General features: G+C 42.5%; 20 protein-coding genes and 1 tRNA gene. 2 read left to right on the top strand and 19 right to left on the bottom strand.

The window, feature by feature from the left end:
- Positions 1-57: 57 nt before the first annotated feature.
- From MKZ26_RS10070 to clpP, 5 genes are all read right to left on the bottom strand, one after another.
- The gene (locus MKZ26_RS10070; protein ID WP_340766091.1) at positions 58-1092 is read right to left on the bottom strand and encodes a sugar-binding transcriptional regulator; all 1035 of its coding nucleotides are present in this window, start codon (positions 1090-1092) and stop codon (positions 58-60) included.
- A 136-nt stretch (positions 1093-1228) separates the two neighbouring features.
- Positions 1229-1582: a glutaredoxin family protein gene (locus MKZ26_RS10075; RefSeq protein ID WP_340766093.1), complete on the bottom strand. Its 354-nt coding sequence runs from the start codon at positions 1580-1582 to the stop codon at positions 1229-1231.
- Complete coding sequence (locus MKZ26_RS10080; RefSeq protein WP_340766094.1) at positions 1554-2354, bottom strand: TPM domain-containing protein; 801 nt, start codon at positions 2352-2354, stop codon at positions 1554-1556. Before MKZ26_RS10080 ends, MKZ26_RS10075 begins: the two co-directional genes overlap by 29 nt.
- A complete protein-coding gene (locus MKZ26_RS10085) occupies positions 2351-2929 on the bottom strand; it encodes a LemA family protein (RefSeq protein WP_340766097.1) in 579 nt (192 codons plus the stop codon). The genes MKZ26_RS10080 and MKZ26_RS10085 overlap by 4 nt, the downstream gene beginning before the upstream one ends.
- A 178-nt stretch (positions 2930-3107) precedes the next feature.
- Complete coding sequence (clpP, locus tag MKZ26_RS10090; protein WP_067206000.1) at positions 3108-3728, bottom strand: ATP-dependent Clp endopeptidase proteolytic subunit ClpP; 621 nt, start codon at positions 3726-3728, stop codon at positions 3108-3110.
- Positions 3729-3918: 190 nt separating this feature from the next.
- Here clpP and MKZ26_RS10095 point away from each other — a divergent pair.
- A tRNA-Arg gene (locus tag MKZ26_RS10095) sits at positions 3919-3990 on the top strand.
- A gap of 474 nt (positions 3991-4464) precedes the next feature.
- Here the strand turns inward: MKZ26_RS10095 and MKZ26_RS10100 are convergent.
- The 12 genes from MKZ26_RS10100 to hprK all read right to left on the bottom strand — a co-directional run bounded on the left by MKZ26_RS10100 (position 4465) and on the right by hprK (position 15676).
- The gene (locus MKZ26_RS10100; protein ID WP_067205987.1) at positions 4465-4722 is read right to left on the bottom strand and encodes an HPr family phosphocarrier protein; all 258 of its coding nucleotides are present in this window, start codon (positions 4720-4722) and stop codon (positions 4465-4467) included.
- Between the two features lie 36 nt (positions 4723-4758).
- A complete protein-coding gene (gene whiA, locus MKZ26_RS10105; protein ID WP_067205985.1) occupies positions 4759-5706 on the bottom strand; it encodes a DNA-binding protein WhiA in 948 nt (315 codons plus the stop codon).
- A 25-nt stretch (positions 5707-5731) separates the two neighbouring features.
- On the bottom strand, positions 5732-6715 hold the full coding sequence (locus MKZ26_RS10110) for a gluconeogenesis factor YvcK family protein (RefSeq protein ID WP_067213832.1): 984 nt from the start codon (positions 6713-6715) through the stop codon (positions 5732-5734).
- A 4-nt stretch (positions 6716-6719) separates the two neighbouring features.
- Complete coding sequence (rapZ, locus tag MKZ26_RS10115; protein ID WP_067205982.1) at positions 6720-7610, bottom strand: RNase adapter RapZ; 891 nt, start codon at positions 7608-7610, stop codon at positions 6720-6722.
- Complete coding sequence (locus tag MKZ26_RS10120) at positions 7607-8089, bottom strand: NUDIX hydrolase (RefSeq protein ID WP_067205979.1); 483 nt, start codon at positions 8087-8089, stop codon at positions 7607-7609. Before MKZ26_RS10120 ends, rapZ begins: the two co-directional genes overlap by 4 nt.
- Before the next feature lie 196 nt (positions 8090-8285).
- Complete coding sequence (gene trxB, locus MKZ26_RS10125) at positions 8286-9236, bottom strand: thioredoxin-disulfide reductase (RefSeq protein ID WP_067205976.1); 951 nt, start codon at positions 9234-9236, stop codon at positions 8286-8288.
- Between the two features lie 940 nt (positions 9237-10176).
- The gene (locus MKZ26_RS10130; protein WP_067205973.1) at positions 10177-11697 is read right to left on the bottom strand and encodes a tetratricopeptide repeat protein; all 1521 of its coding nucleotides are present in this window, start codon (positions 11695-11697) and stop codon (positions 10177-10179) included.
- 85 nt (positions 11698-11782) lie between these two features.
- Positions 11783-12307 carry an acyltransferase gene (locus tag MKZ26_RS10135; RefSeq protein ID WP_340766099.1) on the bottom strand — a complete coding sequence of 175 codons (525 nt, stop codon included), beginning with the start codon at positions 12305-12307 and terminating at the stop codon, positions 11783-11785.
- Positions 12304-12957, bottom strand: a complete 654-nt coding sequence (gene ppaX / locus MKZ26_RS10140) for a pyrophosphatase PpaX (protein WP_340766101.1) — start codon at positions 12955-12957, stop codon at positions 12304-12306. The genes MKZ26_RS10135 and ppaX overlap by 4 nt, the downstream gene beginning before the upstream one ends.
- On the bottom strand, positions 12950-13894 hold the full coding sequence (locus tag MKZ26_RS10145) for a nucleoside recognition domain-containing protein (RefSeq protein WP_067205966.1): 945 nt from the start codon (positions 13892-13894) through the stop codon (positions 12950-12952). The genes ppaX and MKZ26_RS10145 overlap by 8 nt, the downstream gene beginning before the upstream one ends.
- Before the next feature lie 15 nt (positions 13895-13909).
- Positions 13910-14719: a prolipoprotein diacylglyceryl transferase gene (gene lgt, locus MKZ26_RS10150; protein WP_067205964.1), complete on the bottom strand. Its 810-nt coding sequence runs from the start codon at positions 14717-14719 to the stop codon at positions 13910-13912.
- A 30-nt stretch (positions 14720-14749) separates the two neighbouring features.
- The gene (gene hprK / locus MKZ26_RS10155; protein ID WP_338653539.1) at positions 14750-15676 is read right to left on the bottom strand and encodes an HPr(Ser) kinase/phosphatase; all 927 of its coding nucleotides are present in this window, start codon (positions 15674-15676) and stop codon (positions 14750-14752) included.
- A gap of 215 nt (positions 15677-15891) precedes the next feature.
- On the opposite strand from hprK, the gene MKZ26_RS10160 reads away from it, so the two are divergent.
- Complete coding sequence (locus MKZ26_RS10160; protein WP_340767636.1) at positions 15892-16011, top strand: N-acetylmuramoyl-L-alanine amidase family protein; 120 nt, start codon at positions 15892-15894, stop codon at positions 16009-16011.
- A 400-nt stretch (positions 16012-16411) separates the two neighbouring features.
- On the opposite strand, the gene MKZ26_RS10165 is transcribed toward MKZ26_RS10160, so the two are convergent.
- Both MKZ26_RS10165 and uvrA read right to left on the bottom strand, forming a co-directional pair.
- The gene (locus MKZ26_RS10165; protein WP_340766102.1) at positions 16412-17614 is read right to left on the bottom strand and encodes a DUF4097 family beta strand repeat-containing protein; all 1203 of its coding nucleotides are present in this window, start codon (positions 17612-17614) and stop codon (positions 16412-16414) included.
- Positions 17615-17798: 184 nt separating this feature from the next.
- Entirely contained in the window at positions 17799-20672 is a 2874-nt protein-coding gene (gene uvrA / locus MKZ26_RS10170) for an excinuclease ABC subunit UvrA (RefSeq protein ID WP_067205956.1), read from the bottom strand.
- Between the last annotated feature and the right edge of the window lie 2 nt (positions 20673-20674).

Consider the following 20674-nt stretch of genomic DNA (forward strand, 5'->3'; position numbering starts at 1 on the left):
ACACAAAGCCCATCTAAACCTATTCCCTGAAAATACCCGTCTTAGTCATTTATGCGTTTATTTATTGACGAGTATTTTCAGCATTTCAGTTGCTGCACCTTCATCAGTTACTAAAATCGTTTGTTTAGGCGCACTTGCCATATAAGCCAAGATAGCTTCAGCTTTACTGCTGCCGCCTGCGACTGAAATGATAAGCGGAATCTTCTCGAGATGGCCAGTTTGGATACCGATTGTCCGTAATCTGTGGACAACGTTACCATCCTGGTCAAAATAATAACCGAATGCTTCGCCTTTAGCTCCATTGTCTTGGATCATATCTCGCTCTTCTGTAGGCGAATTACGCATAATTGCCATTGTTTGCGCGTCGCCTACTCCATGCAGAACACAATCTGTTGTGTCATAAAGTTCAAGCATTTTCAAGACGGAAGGTTCTTTTCGGAACGCTTCATGGGCTTCTTCGCTTAACGACTCTGGATAATAAAATGTACTATACGTACCTCCGCATGCCGAGGCGAAAGAGGCCGCAATGACATTCGCTTGCAAACCAATATCATCTCCTACACCGCCTCTTGCAGCGATGAATAGCAGATTATTGGTACCGCTAAACTTTTCGATATGAAGTGGAATCGATGCAATTGTACTTCCTCCAGTGACGGCGACTACTTTGCCCTCGTCAATTTTAGAAGAAAATTGTTTCGCTGCCTCCATACCAAGTAAGCTTTTCGAAGCGGTATCGGTATCGCAGTTACCTGCAACAACTTTGACTGATTGAATGCCAAGGAATTCCATTAGTCTCTTTGCAATAGACGTACGGCCCGACCAGTCTTCCATTGAAGACTCAAGAGCAAGTAAGACAGTCAATCCTTCAGTGGTAATTGAAGCTCCGTCTTTTGCAACAGTAATCAGATTTTGACCCCTTAGCGTATCCATCATGGTTCGCGTTTCCCGCTCCGATAAACCAGCCATCTGACCGAGTGGACGCCTTCCAATTGGACCAGCCATTTTTACAAGCTTTAATATCCGATATCTTTGCTGCATTAACTCCATCATTTCTGGTACGAGTTTACTCTGTGCATCCATCAAAACGTCCAATGGCTGCCCTCCTCTTTACCATAGGGACATTTAACGACCCTACATACTGAATAGCGTCCCACATAAAGCAAAAAAATATTTCTAACTTCATTATAGCTCTTTTCATTCGACTTTACAAACAATACAGCATTAATTATCAGAATAAATCAATGATATCAGCGTAGCCAATTGACCCGTAAAGCATTACATCGCCATCTTTTTCGATGACAGGAATCAAAAACATATATTTCTCATGATTTTCATCATCAGTTTCTATATCTACTTTCGTCCACGTCAGCGGGAAATCCTCTTGGACAAGTTTCATCATTAATTCAGCTTCATCACAAAGGTGACAACCGGGTTTTGTGTAAAATGTCACATGCACTCTAATGCACCTCGCTACCTCTATAATACCTTCATTATAATAGAATAATGGGCGGCATGCACAGGATATTGCCTGTGCATGCCACCAGATAATTTTTTTACCAGCTTCGGCCTGCTCCGCCACCACCGCCGGAACCACCGCCACCGAAACCACCAAAACCGCCGCCGGAACTACCGCCACCACTTCTGCCCCCAAAAGAACCCGGGAAGAAAATTGGCCCTCCGCTACGCCGTCCGCCCGAACCGCCTCCGCCTCCTCGGCCTCCTCTATTACTGATAACACGGAAGACAATGTAAATAATGATGAAAAGGATGACGGGGAATGGAATACCGAATCCCCCATCACTTGAGTCGGAATCTATAGTTGTGACGGGCACATCCGCGCCATCCCAGCCATATTCAGCTGCGATTTCATTATAGAATGATTTATATGCTTCCATGATCGCCATGTCAGGCTGTTGCTTATTCAAATAAGGAACAGCTACTTCATCCATTATACTTCCGACTTTTCCGTCCGGAAGGGCACCCTCTAATCCATACCCGACTGATAGTTCGAAATGTCGTTTACCATCGGAATTTTTCTCTGTTGTAACAACTAGCAAAGCTCCATTATTTTTTTCCTTATTGCCTAATTTAAATTCCCTAAGCTTCTCTACTGCATATTCCTCAACTGGCTTATCGCCTATGCTCGGGAGGATCAATACCGCAAGTTCCGCTGTCGTAGCATTATTTAATTGAATCCCATATTGCTCAAGTTCCGCTTTCTGTTCAGCGGACAACACATTCGCAGAATCTTGAACGACTGGAACAGCAGCATCAGCCGAAAACACTGCTGAGTTTAACGATGTAAAAACAATCAGACATGCCGTCACCAGTATGCGGACAGCTTTTCTAATCATTCCTTGTCATCTCCAAAATCGACATTCGGTACTTCATTTGCAGCTGCATCGGCTTTAAAGTATTCCTTTTCATCATATCCGAAAATGGATGCAACGATTTTTCCAGGGAATCTTTTTACTTGCCTATTGTAATTGGCGACTACGTCGTTATAATCCTTACGCGCAACGCCCAGACGGTTTTCAGTTCCAGCCAGTTCATCCATCAACTTAGTGAAATTTTCATTTGCTTTTAAATCAGGATAATTCTCGACGACGACAAGGAGACGACTAAGCGCACCCGATAAGTCAGCGTTTGCATCCGCTTGTTCTACGGGCCCATTTGCTCCGGCAAGTCTTGCACGGGAATCTGCAATGTCACTGATAATCTCTTTTTCATGGCTCGCGAAACCTTTAACCGTGCTTACCAAGTTCGGTATCAGATCGAGCCTCCGTTGTAGTTGATTTTCAACTTGTGCATACGCCTGGTCCACATCTTCTTCTAAATTAACGAATTTGTTATAACTTGGAACCAGTATCATAGCCAAAACTGCAAGTATAATTACGATTACCGCAATTGGTCCTAAAACTTTTTTCATGTTAACACTCCTCACGAGTTAGTTACTTTCATTTACCCTATCGCACACCGTACCGAAACTTTTTCTACAGTAGTATATACAGTATGACGATTGAAAAGGTTTCATTTATTCTACGGCAACGTTTATTTATAGCCACAAAAAAAGGCTTCCCATAATGGAAAGCCGACTTTTGTAGAACTTATTTAGATTCAGGTTTAGTTTTAGCTCCGTCTTTCATGTCACTGCGTGTAATAATATGGTCAATTAAACCATACTCTTTCGCACGTTCAGCTGTCATAAAGTTGTCGCGGTCCGTATCTCTCGCAATTACTTCAACCGATTGGCCAGTACGCTCAGCAAGAATCAAGTTTAGTTTTTCACGAGTGAAAAGGATATGTTTTGCAGCAATTTCAATTTCTGTTGCTTGCCCTTGTGCTCCACCTAATGGTTGGTGAATCATTACTTCTGCGTTAGGAAGCGCATAACGTTTCCCTTTAGTACCCGCCGCTAGTAGGAACGATCCCATAGATGCAGCCATCCCCATACAAATTGTTTGGATGTCAGGTTTGATGAATTGCATTGTGTCAAAAATCGCCATACCAGCAGTGACGCTTCCCCCGGGGCTATTAATGTAGATGGAAATATCTTTATCCGGATCTTCTGCTTCTAAAAATAGGAGTTGAGCAACGATAGAGTTCGCAACGTTGTCATCGATTCCACTTCCAAGCATGATGATACGGTCTTTCAATAGACGTGAATAGATGTCGTAAGCACGCTCACCGCGGCTAGTCTGTTCAATTACTGTAGGTATTAGATTCATTCTATTTCCTCCTTCAAGCTGGATAGTGTTGTCTACCTATTGAAACATAACTTCGTTTCAACTGTAACTTTATCATACATAGTATGGTCAACGAAGGTCAAATATAACGCTTTCAAAATAAGCATTGCATTCATTGAGCTACACCAGTATAATGAATCTAGTCTGCTGCAAAAGATAGCCGATTTGTAACGCCCTCGTGGTGCAACGGATAGCACGTGAGCCTCCGAAGCTTAAGATGTGAGTTCGATTCTCGCCGAGGGCATATCCCAGTATAAGGTTTATACTGTAAAATATTCGTCTGCTTTTAACAAGCAGATGAATATTTTTTTGTCGTATTTTTGGGGAGGGTGCTGCGATAGTTTACGGACTTTCCATGACTTCGGGGCGCATCCCCATGAATTCACACCCTATTGCCATGACTTCGGGCCACATCTCCATGAATTCACACCCTATTGCCATGACTAACCGCTCCTGCCATGACTATTTATCTCCTCGCCATGACTTCGGGCCACATCTCCATGACTTCACATCCTATTGCCATGACTAACCGTTATTGCCATGACTATTTATCTCCTCGCCATGAGTTCGGGCCACATCCCCATGACTTCACACCCTATCGCCATGACTTCACACCCTATTGACATGACTAACCGTTATTGTCATGAATTCACATCCAGTCTCCATAAAAAAACCGTTACCACTTGTCGTTTGACAGCGCTAACGGTGATTGTTTTATTTAATTTCCATTTTCAACAAGAACTGCGAGTGATTCTAGAGCCTGTTCTTCGTCAATTCCTTCTGCAATCAACGTAACAGTCGTGCCGCGCGCGATGGCTAGGCTCATGATCCCCATTATACTTTTAGCATTTACTTGGCGTTCTTCTTTTTTCAAAAATACGTCTGACAAAAACCTATTTGCCTCTTGGACAAATAGTGCTGCTTGCCTTGCTTGCAATCCTGATTTCAACTTCACTTCAACTATTCGTTCTGCCATGACAGCGCCAGCTCCTCTCTTGGTTCGACAGTGGATTTACCGACTACCGATTCCCCCATTGCGAAGATTTTCCGCAATTTCTTCAATTTTTCTTAAGCGATGGTTCACACCTGATTTACTTACCATTCCACCCGAAACCAGTTCTCCAAGTTCCTTCAACGTAATATCCTGATTGTCGACCCGAAGCCTTGCGATTTCTTGTAATCTATCTGGTAATTCAGCAAGTCCAATCGTACTTTCAATAAACTTTATATTTTCAACTTGGCGCTGTGCTGCACCAATTGTTTTATTCATATTCGCGGTTTCACAATTCACAAGCCTGTTCACACTATTCCGCATATCGCGTATAATTCGTACATCTTCAAACTTCATTAAGCTCACATGCGCGCCGACGATGCTAAGGAAATCCGATATTTTTTCAGCTTCTTTCAAATAAGCAATATACCCTTTTTTCCGTTCAATCGACTTCGCATTCAAATGGTATTTGTTCATCAGATCGACTAAGTCTTCACTATGTTCTTTATATATCGAAAAGATTTCAAGGTGATAAGAAGATGTTTCCGGGTTATTCACGGAACCCCCTGCCAGAAAAGCCCCCCGCAGATAAGCGCGTTGACAGCATCTCTTTTTAACCAATTCCTTTGAAATCTCATTTTTAAATTGAAATGTTCCCGTCAGGATTAGTAGTTCTTCCAAAAGAGCTTTTGCTCCACCTCGAATCCGGCAAATGTAAACGTTATTTTTTTTCAAGCGCATCTTTTTTCGAACAAGCAACTCTACTTTATAAGGATACAATCGTTTTAAATTCGTATATAGGCGTCTGGCAATCGCTGCATTTTCAGTTTGTACGTCCAAACTTAACTGTTTATTAGAAAAGGAAAGTGCACCATTCATCCTAATGAACGCCGCTACTTCTGCCTTTACACAACAGTCATCCGCTTCTATCTGTGTCATTTCCTTTTTTGTTTCTGAAGCAAAAGACATGATTCTTCCCCTTTCTCGGCGACGATCACGTCTGTTCCGTTTCGATCCCATTTTCCATATATTCTATAAGCCATTTAGCTACTTTTTCGGAATCATGTATGATAGTTCCATTTAATAATAAGCAAATGTCTTTTACTACGATATTTGGTACAAGTTGTTGAAGCGTTTCCAAATCGTTTTCGACAGGCCAGGGAGGTCCCGTCCATTCTTTCCCACCCTGCAACGCAGAAAATTCTGTGCCGTTCAATAAAACCGTGTCGATAAAAGGTTCACCCGCATGATCATATAATGCCTGCACATGCTCCGAAGCTGTATAGCGGTGTGTTTCTCCTGCTTGCGTCGTCAAGTTGTTAATATACACCTTTTTTGCCTTACATGACAAGACCGCTTTACGAATTGATTGGACAAGCAGTGCCGGCAAGATGCTTGTATATAGGCTGCCTGGGCCAATAATGATCAGGTCAGCAGAATTGATTGCCTCTATTGTTTCAGGTAACGGTTCAACTTCTTGTGGTGATAAATACACTTTACGAATTTTACGTTCGTAAACCGGTATTTTCGATTCACCCGTCACGATTGTACCGTCTTCGAGTTCTGCGTGCAATGTGATCCGCTGATTAGCGGCTGGTAATACTTTCCCTTTTATGTTTAGTACCCTGCTCATTTGTTCGACTGCTCGTGCGAAATCACCTGTGATATCCGTCATAGCAGCCAGCATAAGATTGCCGAGTGAATGACCTTTCAAATCCTCTGAAGTAGCAAAGCGGTATTCAAACATTTCTTCGATTAATGGCTCTACATCTGAAAGCGCTGCCATCACTTTACGAATATCACCCGGAGGTGGTATGTCATATTCGTCAAGAAGTCTGCCCGAACTGCCGCCATCATCAGCTACTGTAACGACCGCAGTCAAATCGACAGGGTAATTTTTTAATCCGCGTAGCAAAGTGGATAAACCAGTTCCGCCGCCTAACACAACGACTTTCTTCAAGTTCCCGGATTTCGGCATAGCGTCAATCCTTTCTTTTTTCAATATCCCTATGGGTGATGAGTGTCCGGTACTCGTCTTTGAACCGGCTTCCGAAAAATTCAGCGAGTGTGACAGAGCGGTGTTGACCTCCTGTACAGCCGAATGCAATCACAACTTGTGATTTTCCTTCATTTTTATATTGTGGAATTAAGAACTTAAATAAGTCCGTTAGTTTTTCAATAAGGATTTGAGTATCTTTCCATTTCAGTACATAGTCATAAACTTCTTTCTCGAGTCCCGTCTTCGGTTTCAAATCCTCAATATAGAAAGGATTTGGCAGGAAACGCACGTCAAACACGACATCTGCATCAATTGGCATGCCATGCTTAAAACCGAAAGAGAGGAAGTTTAGTGTAAAACCAAGATCATCCTTAGAGGAGAACTCAGCCATTATTTTTTCTCTCAATGCCCTTGGTTTTAAACTTGTAGTGTTGAATATCGAGCGTGCGCGGCCTTTCATCTCAGACAACAGCAGGCGCTCTTTCTTTATACCTGCTAGAGGCAATCCGCCTGCCGATAATGGATGTGACCTTCTCGATTCCTTATAGCGTCGAACAAGCGTCTCATCGTCTGCATCAAGGAATAATATTCGTGATGATACACCCTGCATTTCCAAAAGGTCATCCAGAGCACCAATGAGCGAATCAAATAGGTCACCTCCACGCGTATCCATTACAGCGGCTATCCGTTTCATTTGATTTTCCGATTTCATCATCAAATTCAGAAACATAACTAATAGCTCCGGAGGCAAATTATCGATGCAATAAAATCCAAGATCTTCAAAGCTCTGCACTGCAACCGTCTTACCTGCACCCGACATCCCCGTAATAATAACGATTTCAATATCGCTGCTTGGCTTCCCTATTTCAGTCATTGTCCATCACCTTCCACAGAATTTTGGATTTCCTCTTTCAAGAGTTTAAATTCTTCGGTATAAAAGAACGTTCCATACTGTATCCCACTCTGAGATACTGCAAACAGTAAATTGGTTCGATCCCCTTCTGCCATCGGAAGTGTCTCTAAGCTTTCAACAGGATGCCATTCCAATACTCCTTCAATTGTCGTTTCAAACGGTTTACCCACTAAGTCAAAAGCAATGAATGTGTGGAGCATCCATTCGTTTTTCACAGTCTCCCCAGTTTCATCTGTAATCATCATTGTGTAGACGCCTTTTAACAATGGACTAATCGGTACAGCACCGGTTTCTTCCGTGAATTCTCTGACGGCTGTTTCGTAAACCGATTCACCCGGATCCATCTTTCCACCAGGAGCTACATACCACCCGCGACGAGGTTTTTTTAACAGTAATACATGATTATCTTTTACTACAAGTAAATTTACGATTCTCTGCATTTGTCTAACCCCACTTTTTATAAACGCATAGTATCATTATACATCGAACCGTTGTAAAACGACAAAAAAAAGGCAACCCATCGGATAAACCGATAAATTGCCTTTCAAAATTTACTTTATCAAAAGGGGGGTCAATTGATACTTTTACTATACCCTTTAGACATTGCATTTCTGTTACAGCTTCATTAAGGTTACATTAAGCTTTTGCGCCTAATTTCTCCATCAATTCCTCAACGTATTTCTGGACAGCCTGCGCAGCAATACTACCGTCTCCAGTAGCCGTAACAACTTGACGCAATAATTTTTCACGAACATCCCCTGCAGCATAAATACCAGGTACAGATGTTTCCATGATTTCGTTTGTTGCAACGTAACCATTTTCGTCAAGAATACCAAGTTTAGCAAATGGAGCAGTTAACGGGTCCATTCCGATATAAACGAACATGCCATCCGCTTCAAATACCCTTTCAGAACCATCGACAGTTGAAACAAGTGTCACGGAACCAACTTTTCCTTCTCTAGCATTTACTTCTTTCACAGATGAATTCCAGATGAATTCAATCTTGTCGTTTGCAAATGCACGGTCTTGAAGAATTTTTTGTGCACGTAATTCACCGCGGCGATGAACAATCGTCACCTTATCTGCAAACCGTGTTAAATAAGTTCCCTCTTCTACGGCAGAATCGCCACCGCCTACAACAACGAGCTCTTTCTTACGGAAGAATGCTCCATCACAAACCGCACAATAACTTACGCCACGGCCAGTAAGTTCAGCTTCTCCGGGAATACCCATTTTTTTGTATTCAGCACCTGTCGTAATAATAATCGCACGGGCTTTATACTCTTTATCCCCGACGACTATCGTCTTGTAACTTTCTCCATCAATAACATCTGTAACATCGCCATAAGCATATTCAGCGCCAAACTTACGCGCGTGATCAAACATTTTTGTAGAAAGGTCCGGACCTAATATATGTTCGAATCCTGGGTAGTTTTCAATTTCTTCCGTATTAGCCATTTGACCGCCTGGAATTCCCCGTTCAAGCATTAACGTTGAAAGGTTCCCACGAGATGTATAGACAGCAGCCGTCATCCCCGCAGGGCCGGCACCAATAATAATGACATCATAAATTTTTTCAGTTGTCATGTGAATTTCCTCCTCTACAACATTTACACACCAAATCGTATAGGATACCTAAGTTCCATTCAACTTTTCTGCTTACAAAGAAAAGCGCAAGGCGCCTGCTAGACGCGACAGGCATAAGTCGATCCAGCGACGTGGCGCACTTTGCCACATAGCTGGATTGCTTATGACCAAGCGGCTGGCGCCTGGAGTCTAGACACTAAGAAAAGCGCAAGGCGCCGTCCAGCCCCGACAGGCATAAGACGTTTTGCGAGGAGGCGTACTTCAGCCCCCACAGCAAAATGGCTTATGACCCGAGGGGTTGGCGCCTGGAGCTAGACACCGAGAAAAGCGTAAGGCGCCGTCCAGCCCCGACAGGCATAAGACGTTTTGCGAGGAGGCGTACTTCAGCCCCCACAGCAAAATGGCTTATGACCCGAGGGGTTGGCGCCTGGAGCTAGACACCGAGAAAAGCGTAAGGCGCCTTAAAAAGGAACGCAGCCTAAGTACGCCACTTCCTGTGGCAACAGCTGCATGACCTACATCCTGTAGGCCCCCGACAGGCATAAGACGGGCGGGCTAAGCGGCGTTCTTTGCCGAATAGCCTGATTGACTTATGACCCGAGGAGTTGGCGCCTGGAGCTAGACACCAAGAAAAGCGCAAGCGCCTTGGTAGACCCGAAAAGCGCTGGAGGGCCTTAAGATAAAGGCGCCCTTTGCCTTTAACTTAAGGACTGAAGCGACTCGAGGGTCTAGGCGCTGGAGCTAGACACCAAGAAAAGCACAATGCGCCCGCTAGACGCGACAGGCACTATTCTAAGTCAAAAAAATGTATACTCTCTTACCAATATATGTCGAACTAATGATTCTATATAATCTCCAGCGAAGGCGCCTCATAGGGGTAGCCGAGCGTTGTTGAGAGGATTCTTTATGTCAACATATATATTAAGAAAAGTGAAAGACATTAGGCATCAAACTGTGGTAAATACTCAATCAATTCTCCGACATACTTTGTCAGTGTCGGGACAGATATACCGAATTCCTTTGCAATCGCTGTTTTTGTTACATCAGGATACCGGGATGACTGGAACATATAATCTGCTGCGGCTGCAAGTGCCGCCGGGTTTCTAAACAAATAAGATCGACTTAATGCAGTTTCGCATAGAGTGAACCACATTTGAAACAGATGAGATGCTTGTTTATCGAGCGGACAATATTTGTTGTAAAGTAAGTCGGTCGTTTCAAGCGCTCGCATAAATGACTTATCAAAGTTGGTTTCCGGCATGAATTCATAATCGAGACCACTTGCCAGAAAAAGCCGCTCGTAGTCACTCAGTTTTTCCATTTCAATATAAGATGGATGTGAGATGATTTCCTGCTTGTGACCTGACTTTCCAAGAAGATAAAAACCAAACATCCTTTCACTTCTGTAGGTGTTGGCAATTTTACTTAGTAAAAACTCCCTATCCTGCTCAAGTGAATCAGACGTGATAATCTCTTGGACACCATTCCACGGCTCGTAACCAGCCTTCGATGGATCCAGTTCAATCAGCTTTGCATATGCTTCTCGCGCCACTTTTTCATGTCCAGAGAAATAAGCGGAATGGGACAGCCAGAAGTAGTAGCCTGTGTCCCCTTCAAACCCTCTCTTTTGTAGACTTCTGAGCCAATTATAAGCTTCTTTATGTCTGCCAATAAGCGCAAATGTCGCGCCGAGTTTATAGCGATTTTCAAATTGATACGGTTTAATCTTCACAAGTAAAGCAAGTAGGGACTCCAATTCCTCTTCCTTCTTTTCGTAATAATAAAAGACCGCCAGATTACAAAGTGCATGGATATTTCCTTTATTACGATTTAAAACATCATGAAGTAACTTACTAGCTCGCTCGTTTTCCCCGATATAAAAATAAGCCAGAGCTAAATTGTTATAAGCCGCCCAAAACTCCGGATAATCGACAATAATTGACTCAAGTAATTCCACGGCCGCCTTGAATTCACCCGACTCCATAAGTCGGCGTGCCTTTTCCTGTAAAAAGAATACTTCACCGTCAGGCATTTCATCATCATTAAATGACTCTTCCTGTTCTGCAAAATCAATAATTTCCATTGAATCGTCAGCAAATGGGCCATCTGGGTCAATTAATATATATTTTTCCGCATACATTTTTGCATCCCGCAGCATACCAAGATGGGCATGCACTTCTGCCAAATAGAATATAATTTCCTCTTCCGAAGGTGCGAATGAGTTTGCAGTCATTAGCAGTTCATGAGCTTCCTCAAAACGTCCCTCTTCCATGACGAGCACGCCATATTCCATGAGGATTTTCCAATCTTCAGGACTTAGCTCTGATGCTCTTTTCAAATACCGCTGTGCATCTTCAAAACGATCGCGTTGCATCGCCTGAATCGCTTTATTATAATAAAATTCACCGTCTGGAATGAACGAAATAATTTTTTTATCATGCTTGTTACGTAGTTTATCCAATCATATTCCCCCGAAAAAATAAGAAGGAACGCAAAGCACGTTCCTTCTCGTATTGTCCCCCATTATACCATAAGATACATCGGCACTATCCGTTTTCATTTTTTTGTTGTCGCTCAATCATCTGCTCCACTGTAAAGATGATCTTAACCGGATTGCCACCAGCAAACACACCTGGTGGGATATCACGGTTTACGAGAGAAGCAGCAGAAATAATTGCCCCATCTCCAATTTCCACTCCGGGAAGAATTGTCGTATTTGCTCCAATTAATACGTTCTTTCCAATAATGACATCTCCTATACGATACTCATCTATTAAGTATTCATGTGCAAGGATTGTCGTATTGAAGCCAATGATTGAATTGTCACCGACTTTTATCCTCTCAGGGAACATGACATCAGGCATCACCATAAGGGCGAAAGATGTCTTATTCCCGACTTCCATTTTCAAAAACGTGCGGAACAAAAAGTTCTTCATCGGGATGAAAGGTGTGTACCTCGATAATTGGATAACAGCAAAGTTTTTTGCAACTTTGAAAAATGGAACCGTCTTGTAAATATGCCAAAGTGAATTTGCTCCCTCTCGTGCGGGATACCTTTCAGTACGTCTCAATCTTTTTCGCCTTTAACCAATTGGAGTAGTTCCGAAATATGCTGCAACATGTAATCTGGATTGAATGTTTGTAAAAAGGCTTCCCCTTTTGCCGACCATGCGACACCCGCTGTACGGACCCCTGCATTTTGCCCACCAACTATGTCATGGTAGTTATCCCCGATCATAAGGGCTTCATCCGCGGTGGCTCCCAATCGTTCGAGTGCTAGTAAAATCGGTTCTGGATCAGGCTTCGTTTTCGTTACATCATCCATTGCAATGACTTCGTCAAAAACCCCTTCCACATCAAGGAGTTCTAACCCTCTCATAATCATATCTTTTCTCTTGGTCGAGACAATCGCCATTTTCATGCCCGCTGCCTTCAACAACCTCATCGTTTCAGATACACCGTCAAACTCAATTGAAAGCTCGTCATGCATTGATTTATTCCATGCTCTATATTCTTCAATCAGTTGCTCCGTCTTTTCAGGTTCAACCGAATCGAATGATTCATACAATGTTGGCCCTAAAAACGGTAGTATATCGATTCGTTCATATTTCCCCGGGTAATGATTACCAAGGACATATTGGAATGTCTGGATGATCAATTCATTCGTATCCAGTAATGTTCCGTCAAAATCAAATAGTAGTGTAGTAATTGGTTTAGCCATCTGCAACCGGAACCTCCTTTTTTTTCTGTTGTTCAGCCCGTTTCCAGACATATGCGACAATGATCGTCAACACGAAAGCTGTTACGACCCGGATAATCAGTAATGGCAGAATCGGAATGCCAAGTGGGATAAAAATCAGTGTATCTTCTATAACTGCATGACAGGCCACTAGAAAGATGAATGCCAGTGTTGCGTCCTTCTTGCTCACACCATCCTCTTGTACGGCTTGTATCATAACGCCAGCACCATAAGCGAGACCGATAACCAAACCGGCAACAAGTGTCATCGACGCATTGGATTGTACGCCAATTACTTTCGTGAAGGGTGCCAGTTTCTCCGAAAATTTCTGCAAATAATTACGATCTTTCAAGAACTGAACAATAATCATAAGTGGAATAACAATTATGGCAAGCTGAAGAACTCCAAATGACGCTTTCTGAACACCTAACAGTCCAATTTCTAACCAACCATCTGGTATATCCGTAACTTTCGGAGTCATTCCGTAACGTGCTGTCTCTCCTCCACCTTGCCACATCAAGTTAATGATAATACCTGACATCGCTGCAAGCCCAAAACGTACCACGAGCACAATCCATAACTTCACGCCGACTTTCAGTGCAACGCCTGTTTCAATGAATAGATTATGTGAAAATGACAACATGATGGCGATGATGAATACTTCCTTCACAGTCATTTCCAACGATAAAATCCCTGCAATTCCCGCATATAAATTGAGTGCATTCCCAAGCACTAACGGGATTGCAGCTTCTCCACTAAGACCGAATATCCCCATAAACGGTGCAACAAGTTTAATAAGCCACGGCAACACAGGTGTATGCTGTAAAATTACGACGAGTACTGTGATTGGAAAAATGATTTTCCCCAGCGTCCACGTTGTCCGAAGTCCTGCCTTTAATCCATTTTGAAGCGTCCCCATTCCCCAAACTCCTTCTTATTTATCTTGATATTTCACATTTACTTTTTGAACATATCTTCTTACTATGAATACCGCGATAGCAACAATGATTGTGATGACCGATACTAGCTGCGCCGCCCGAAGTTCACCGATGACATATAAGCTGTCTGTTCGCATCCCCTCGATGAAGAAGCGTCCAGCAGAATACCAGACAAGGTAAAATAGAAACATTTCGCCACGCTTCAAGTTCACCTTGCGCAACAAGATAATGATGATAAGTCCCACAATATTCCACATAGATTCATAAAGGAATGTCGGATGATACGTCACGCCTTCAATCGTCATTTGGTTCATAATCCAATCAGGAATAATCGTTGTTTCAAGGAACTTTTCTGAAACAGGACCTCCGTGCGCTTCCTGATTCATGAAATTGCCCCAACGACCGATAATTTGACCAATCAGCAGTCCAGCTGCTGCGATATCGACCACTTTCCAGAATGAAATACCTCTCTTTTTCGTGAAGAAGTATGTCGTAATGAAGGCACCAATTAATGCACCATGGATAGCGATGCCGCCTTGCCAAATTTGAATAATTTGTCCCGGATTGTCTTTATAATAATCCCACGAGAAAATAACATAGTAGATTCGCGCACTAACAATCGCGATTGGAACGGCCCAAATGAGCAGATCCGTCAAAAAGTCCGGATGCATCCCGCGCTTAACCATTTCCTTTTGAACAACAATGAATGCGAGGACAATTCCCAGCGCAATTAAAATCCCATACCACCTGACTTCAAGCGAACCTAGCGAAAATGCAATCGGGTTTATTGCCAGTACATTAAACATGTATTAACCTATCCTTTCTCTATCAATCATTTACTTTCGATTCACTTTAATTTCATCAGCAAGTTTTTTCGTAAACTCCTCTGCTGCATTGACTCCAAGTTTTTTCATTCGATAATCCATTGCCGCAACTTCAATAATAACGGACAAGTTGCGCCCAGGTCTTACCGGCACAGTCAGCTTCGTCAATTCCGAATCCATAATTTTCATCTTTTCTTCATCAATGCCAAGTCGGTCATAAATCTTGTCCTGATCCCAAAATTCAAGATCGACGATAATTAAAATTCGCTTATCACTCTTCACGGCGCTGGCCCCGAACAATGTCATCATATCTACAATCCCGACTCCACGGATTTCAAGCATATGTTCAAGTAGTTTTGGTGCATTTCCAATCAACACATTTTTTGCTACCTGTCTAATTTCCACAAGGTCATCAGCCACAAGTCGATGGCCCCTTTTCACAAGTTCAAGCGCTGTTTCACTTTTACCTACACCACTCTTACCCGTGATCAGTATCCCTATTCCATAAACATCTACAAGCACTCCATGAATGGCTGTCATTGGTGCAAGTCTGCCACTTAGATAATTCGTCAGCATACCCGAAAATCGCGTCGTTGGAACATCCGTTTTCAAGACAGGAATGCCTTGATTTTCAGCAGCCTCAATCAATTCAACCGGCACTTCCATTTCATGCGCTACAATGATGGCCGGCGTAGTTTCTGAACAGAGTCTTTTCATCCGATCTATCCGTTCTACTTCGGTTAAGTTCGCGAAAAATGATAGCTCTGTCTTGCCCAATAGTTGAACACGATCCGCTAGGTAGTAATTGAAATAACCAGCCATTTCAAGGCCTGGTCTTGAAATATCACTCGTATGTATCTCACGCTCGATGCCGGCTTCGCCTGCGCATAGTTCAAGAAAAAGTTTTTCTTGTGCGTCCTTTACTGTTACATAAGACATTAACTCGCCCCTTTTCTATATATTCAAAACGTCTATAGCCTATTTTACCATGCTCTTTTTCAAATGAAATGATTTAGTGCCGAAACTGTCCACCTCTAAACTCTTTTTCCCTATATAGAGGATAAGGAGGGGAAGATTTTGACGACAATAATGATTGATGCTGGCCACGGTCCCAAGACAGCGAAAACACACTAAACAGATGGACTATTGCGGGAATTCAGCTTTTAACAGCTTGTAATCGAACAGACCGCGGCGTGAAGAAAGCGAACTACGCTGTCCTACGTGAAACCCGGATGGCTGCAATACTTATTGAGTGCGGATTCATGACAAATTGAGAAGAAGCCATGTTATTAATGAAGAAAGCATATAGACTTCAGTGTGCAAGGGCAATTGCTCACGCACTATCAACTTAGATTTATCAAGAGAATAATTTTTTTTGATAGGGAGTAAGCAATTGTCGTGGTAACTATCAAAACCGACAGAGCTCTTTTCCCGATTTAACGGCTCTATAATCAGCACTCACCAAATGGAATGTTCTTCTAATACCACTTTATCGCTTGGTGATGGCCTCACGCTTGTCGCTCCTTCGCTAGATTTGTTCATTATACTATTGAGGTATACCACCTAGTTAACTCAAAATAGGTAGTACCGATTATATAATCAGCAATTTCATATCAATTAAAAAGGACTGTTGCTACACCCGGAATCGGTGTAGCAACAGTCCTTTTTATTTCTTTATTCTTTTTTCGCGTTATAACAAACGAGAACAGAACCCGTTTTCGCTTCACCCAAAATGTGTAACGGAGATGGATTTCCTTCTACGTCCTTTTTAAAACGAATTGTCCGATGTAGCAATTGTTCCTGCTCGACAGTCCGATCGACATCTTCAAGTTTTAAGTCCAATCGGCCCATATTGGACGCAATTTCACCTGACAGAGCGACTCCTGTTGGAATGTAAATTTCAACTGTACCGCTCATTGTTTTTGCTTCGATTTTCTCAGCTGCAAGATCTGTCGTTGTAACCACGACATGTCCGTTTAAAGATTGTGCCTCCACATCTTTCACAGCGCCATCGATGTACACACGGCCGTTGAGTGTTTCTGCTTCAATTGTAGTAGCAGTCACATCGTTTAGACCGATTGAGCCATTCACAGTTTCAAATTCACCATTTTTGAACGTCAAACCAGCAATCTCGATTTTCCCGTTTGCAGTCTTCACTTTTACCTTTTCAGCAGTGGCATCTTTCATTTTAAATGAGCCGTTCAGCAAACGTGCGGAAATTCTCGCGTAATCCTTTTTCGGAATGAATAATTCAACATTTACTTGAACCATTTTCAAATCGCTTGAAATCCTTATTTTCCCTTCGTCATTAACAAACAATAACTTTTCAAGAAAATCTTTTTTCGCTTTTTCTTCTGACTCACTATTGTAGGTTTTCACCGTGAAATCTGCCCGTATTTCTTCTGTTTCACCAGTATGGATTGTCACTTTTCCGTTGTCGATATCAATGATAACTTCGTCGATTTCGGTTGCTGGCTTAGTTATTGTATGGTCAAACGTAACCGTATTGCCAAATGGAGAATCAAATTCGAATGATTTCACTTTTTGAACAGCGCTCTGCATGAATTGCATGAATCTATCGCCGACGTTGGTAAAATCTTTAGTCAAATCTTCAAGGAATTCATCCATAGAAGGCTGATCTTGATCCTTGTCTTCGATAATAGGCTCAGCCTTTTCGAATGGATCTACTTTTTCTTGCTGTTTTGGTTCACTATATTTTTTTTCCAATTCTTGTGCCTTTACAGTGGTCTGTTTAGCTTCTGGGCTTTTTTCCACTTGACCAGTTTTCCCTAATGTTTCTAGAAGTGTCAATGCTTCCTCGGTCGTGATCGTACCGTTTTCCAGCATTGCTAAAATCCGTTTCCGTTCATTTTGCATCATTACGCCTCCTAGTATTGTGGTGTTCCGGATTTCTCCGTTATTTTATGACTAACTAGTAAAGGTTGAAATAAAGAATCCCATTAAATTCGCTACTGCTCGCCTAGTAAGGCGCCTTCACTCAGTTTATATAGGTATTCAATTGTTCAACATACTATATATACGAATGGATGTGGAAAAGGTTTCATTTCGAAACCTTTTCTGCATCTTCAATCATCATGTCCATTCGTTTTCGTTCTCGCTCAAGTACCGGTTTTAAATAATAACCTGTATAGGAAACTGTCGATTCCGCGACTTTTTCCGGAGTACCTGTCGCGATAATTTTCCCGCCTTTATCACCACCCTCAGGCCCTATGTCGATAATGTAATCGACGGTTTTAATGACATCCAGGTTATGTTCGATAACAAGTACCGTATTTCCTGTATCGACAAGGCGCTGCAATACGATAAGTAGTTTGGCAATATCGTGGACATGAAGACCCGTCGTCGGTTCGTCAAGAATATAAAATGACTTTCCATTGGAGCGTTTGTGCAGCTCAGAAGCAAGTTTCACCCGTTGTGCTTCTCCGCCTGATAATGTTGTTGCCGGCTGGCCTAGATTAATATAACCTAGTCCCACATCAACAATCGTCTGAAGCTTACGGCTAATTTTCGGTATATTTTCAAAAAACACGAGTGCATCATCGACTGTCATAGCAAGTACGTCCGCAATGTTTTTCCCTTTATAGGTAACTTCCAGTGTCTCTCTATTATATCGTTTCCCATGACAAACTTCACAAGGTACATAGACGTCCGGTAAGAAGTGCATTTCGATTTTAATGATTCCATCGCCACGGCAGGCTTCACAACGACCACCCTTAACGTTAAAGCTGAAACGACCTTTTTTATAACCGCGAACTTTAGCTTCGTTCGTAGATGCAAACATATCCCGTACATCATCAAACATGCCTGTATAAGTAGCAGGATTAGATCTTGGTGTCCGTCCAATTGGTGACTGGTCGATTTCAATGACCTTTTCAAGCTCTTCAAGACCTATAGCAGATTTATATTGTCCCGGTTTCTGCTTAGAACGATTCAATTTCTGTGCGAGTACTTTGTAAAGAACTTGATTGATTAGCGTACTTTTCCCTGATCCTGAAACACCTGTTACGGCGATGAATTGTCCGAGCGGAATATCTACATTTACATTTTTCAAGTTATTTTCAGATGCACCTTTAATGACGATTTTTCGTCCGTCCAGTTTACGTCTTTCCAATGGGAGCGGGATAAATTTCTTACCACTCAAATATTGACCTGTCAGTGAGTTAGGGTCATTCATAACTTTTTCAGGTGTTCCTGCAGAAACGATTTCTCCTCCCGCAACACCAGCACCAGGTCCGATATCAATTAAATAATCGGCAGCCATCATCGTATCTTCATCATGCTCAACAACAATCAGTGTATTGCCGATGTCGCGCATACTTTTTAGCGTACCAATTAAACGATCGTTATCACGTTGATGAAGTCCAATAGATGGTTCATCTAAAATATAAAGAACGCCTGTCAGCCTTGAACCAATTTGCGTTGCCAATCGAATTCGCTGAGCTTCGCCGCCGGATAGCGTTCCTGCCGCCCTCGATAACGACAAATAATCGAGTCCAACATTTATTAGGAATCCAAGACGTTCTTCAATTTCACGCAATATAAGCTTCGCAATTTGTGTATCTTTTTCAGATAGCACAAGGTTTTTGAAAAACTGGTCTGCTTCAGTAATGGACAATTCCGTCACTTTTCCGATATGGACGCCATTCACTTTTACCGCAAGTGACTCTTCCTTCAACCGGTAGCCAGCGCAAGTAGGACATGGCCGCTGTGACATATACTTCTCCATCTGTTCACGGATATAATCTGAAGAAGTTTCTTTAAAGCGGCGCTCTACATTTGCCAAAACACCTTCAAAGTAAATATTGCTATCCCGCGTTCCACCAAATTCATTTGTGTAACGGAATCGAATTTTTTCATCTTTCGAGCCATTTAATATTTTATCAAGTTCATCGTCTGGCAATTCATTTACCGGTACATCCATTGATATGCCAAAATGATTCGCGACAGTTTTTAAAAGTTCCGGATAGTATTGAGAGCTTGTCGGCTCCCATGGCGCAATTGCATGATCTTTTAACGACAGCGTTGGATCTGGCACGATTAATTCCGGGTCGACTTCTTGCTTTGTCCCGAGTCCATCACATTCCTGACAAGCGCCAAACGGACTGTTGAACGAAAACATTCTTGGTTCAAGTTCGCCAATTGAAAAACCGCATAATGGACAAGCATGGTGTTCACTGAACAAGATTTCTTCCCCGTCCATGACGTCAACCAAAACAGTACCATCCGCGAGACGTAGAGCCGATTCAAGAGAGTCGCTCAGACGTGGCGCAATGTCTTCCTTCATAACAATCCGGTCGATGACAACCTCAATCGTATGCTTCTTGTTTTTGTTCAATTCAATATTGTCGTCAAGATCTATAATTTCACCGTTGACTCGAATTCGTACATACCCTTGCTTCTTAATATCTTCGATTAATTTCACATGTGTTCCTTTACGACCTGAAACAATCGGTGCCAGAACTTGAATACGCGCACGTTCTGGTAATTTCATAAGGCGGTCAACCATTTGCTCAATCGTTTGGGACGAAATTTCCGTTCCGTGAATCGGGCAGATTGGTTTGCCAACACGTGCATAAAGAAGACGTAGATAGTCGTATATTTCCGTTGCAGTTCCTACGGTCGAGCGGGGATTGCGGCTCGTCGTCTTTTGATCAATTGAAATTGCCGGTGATAGCCCTTCAATGACATCCACATCCGGCTTGTCCATCTGACCTAAAAACTGTCGCGCATAAGAAGATAATGATTCAACGTACCTTCGCTGCCCTTCCGCGTAAATTGTATCGAAAGCGAGGGAGGACTTCCCTGACCCCGAAAGACCTGTCATGACGACCAATTTGTCACGAGGGATATTTATGTTAATATTTTTCAAATTATTCGCTCGTGCGCCTTGTATGATGATTTCTTTATTCTTCATAA

This window comes from Sporosarcina sp. FSL K6-6792, from assembly GCF_038004885.1.
Classification (GTDB): Bacteria; Bacillota; Bacilli; order Bacillales_A; family Planococcaceae; genus Sporosarcina; species Sporosarcina psychrophila.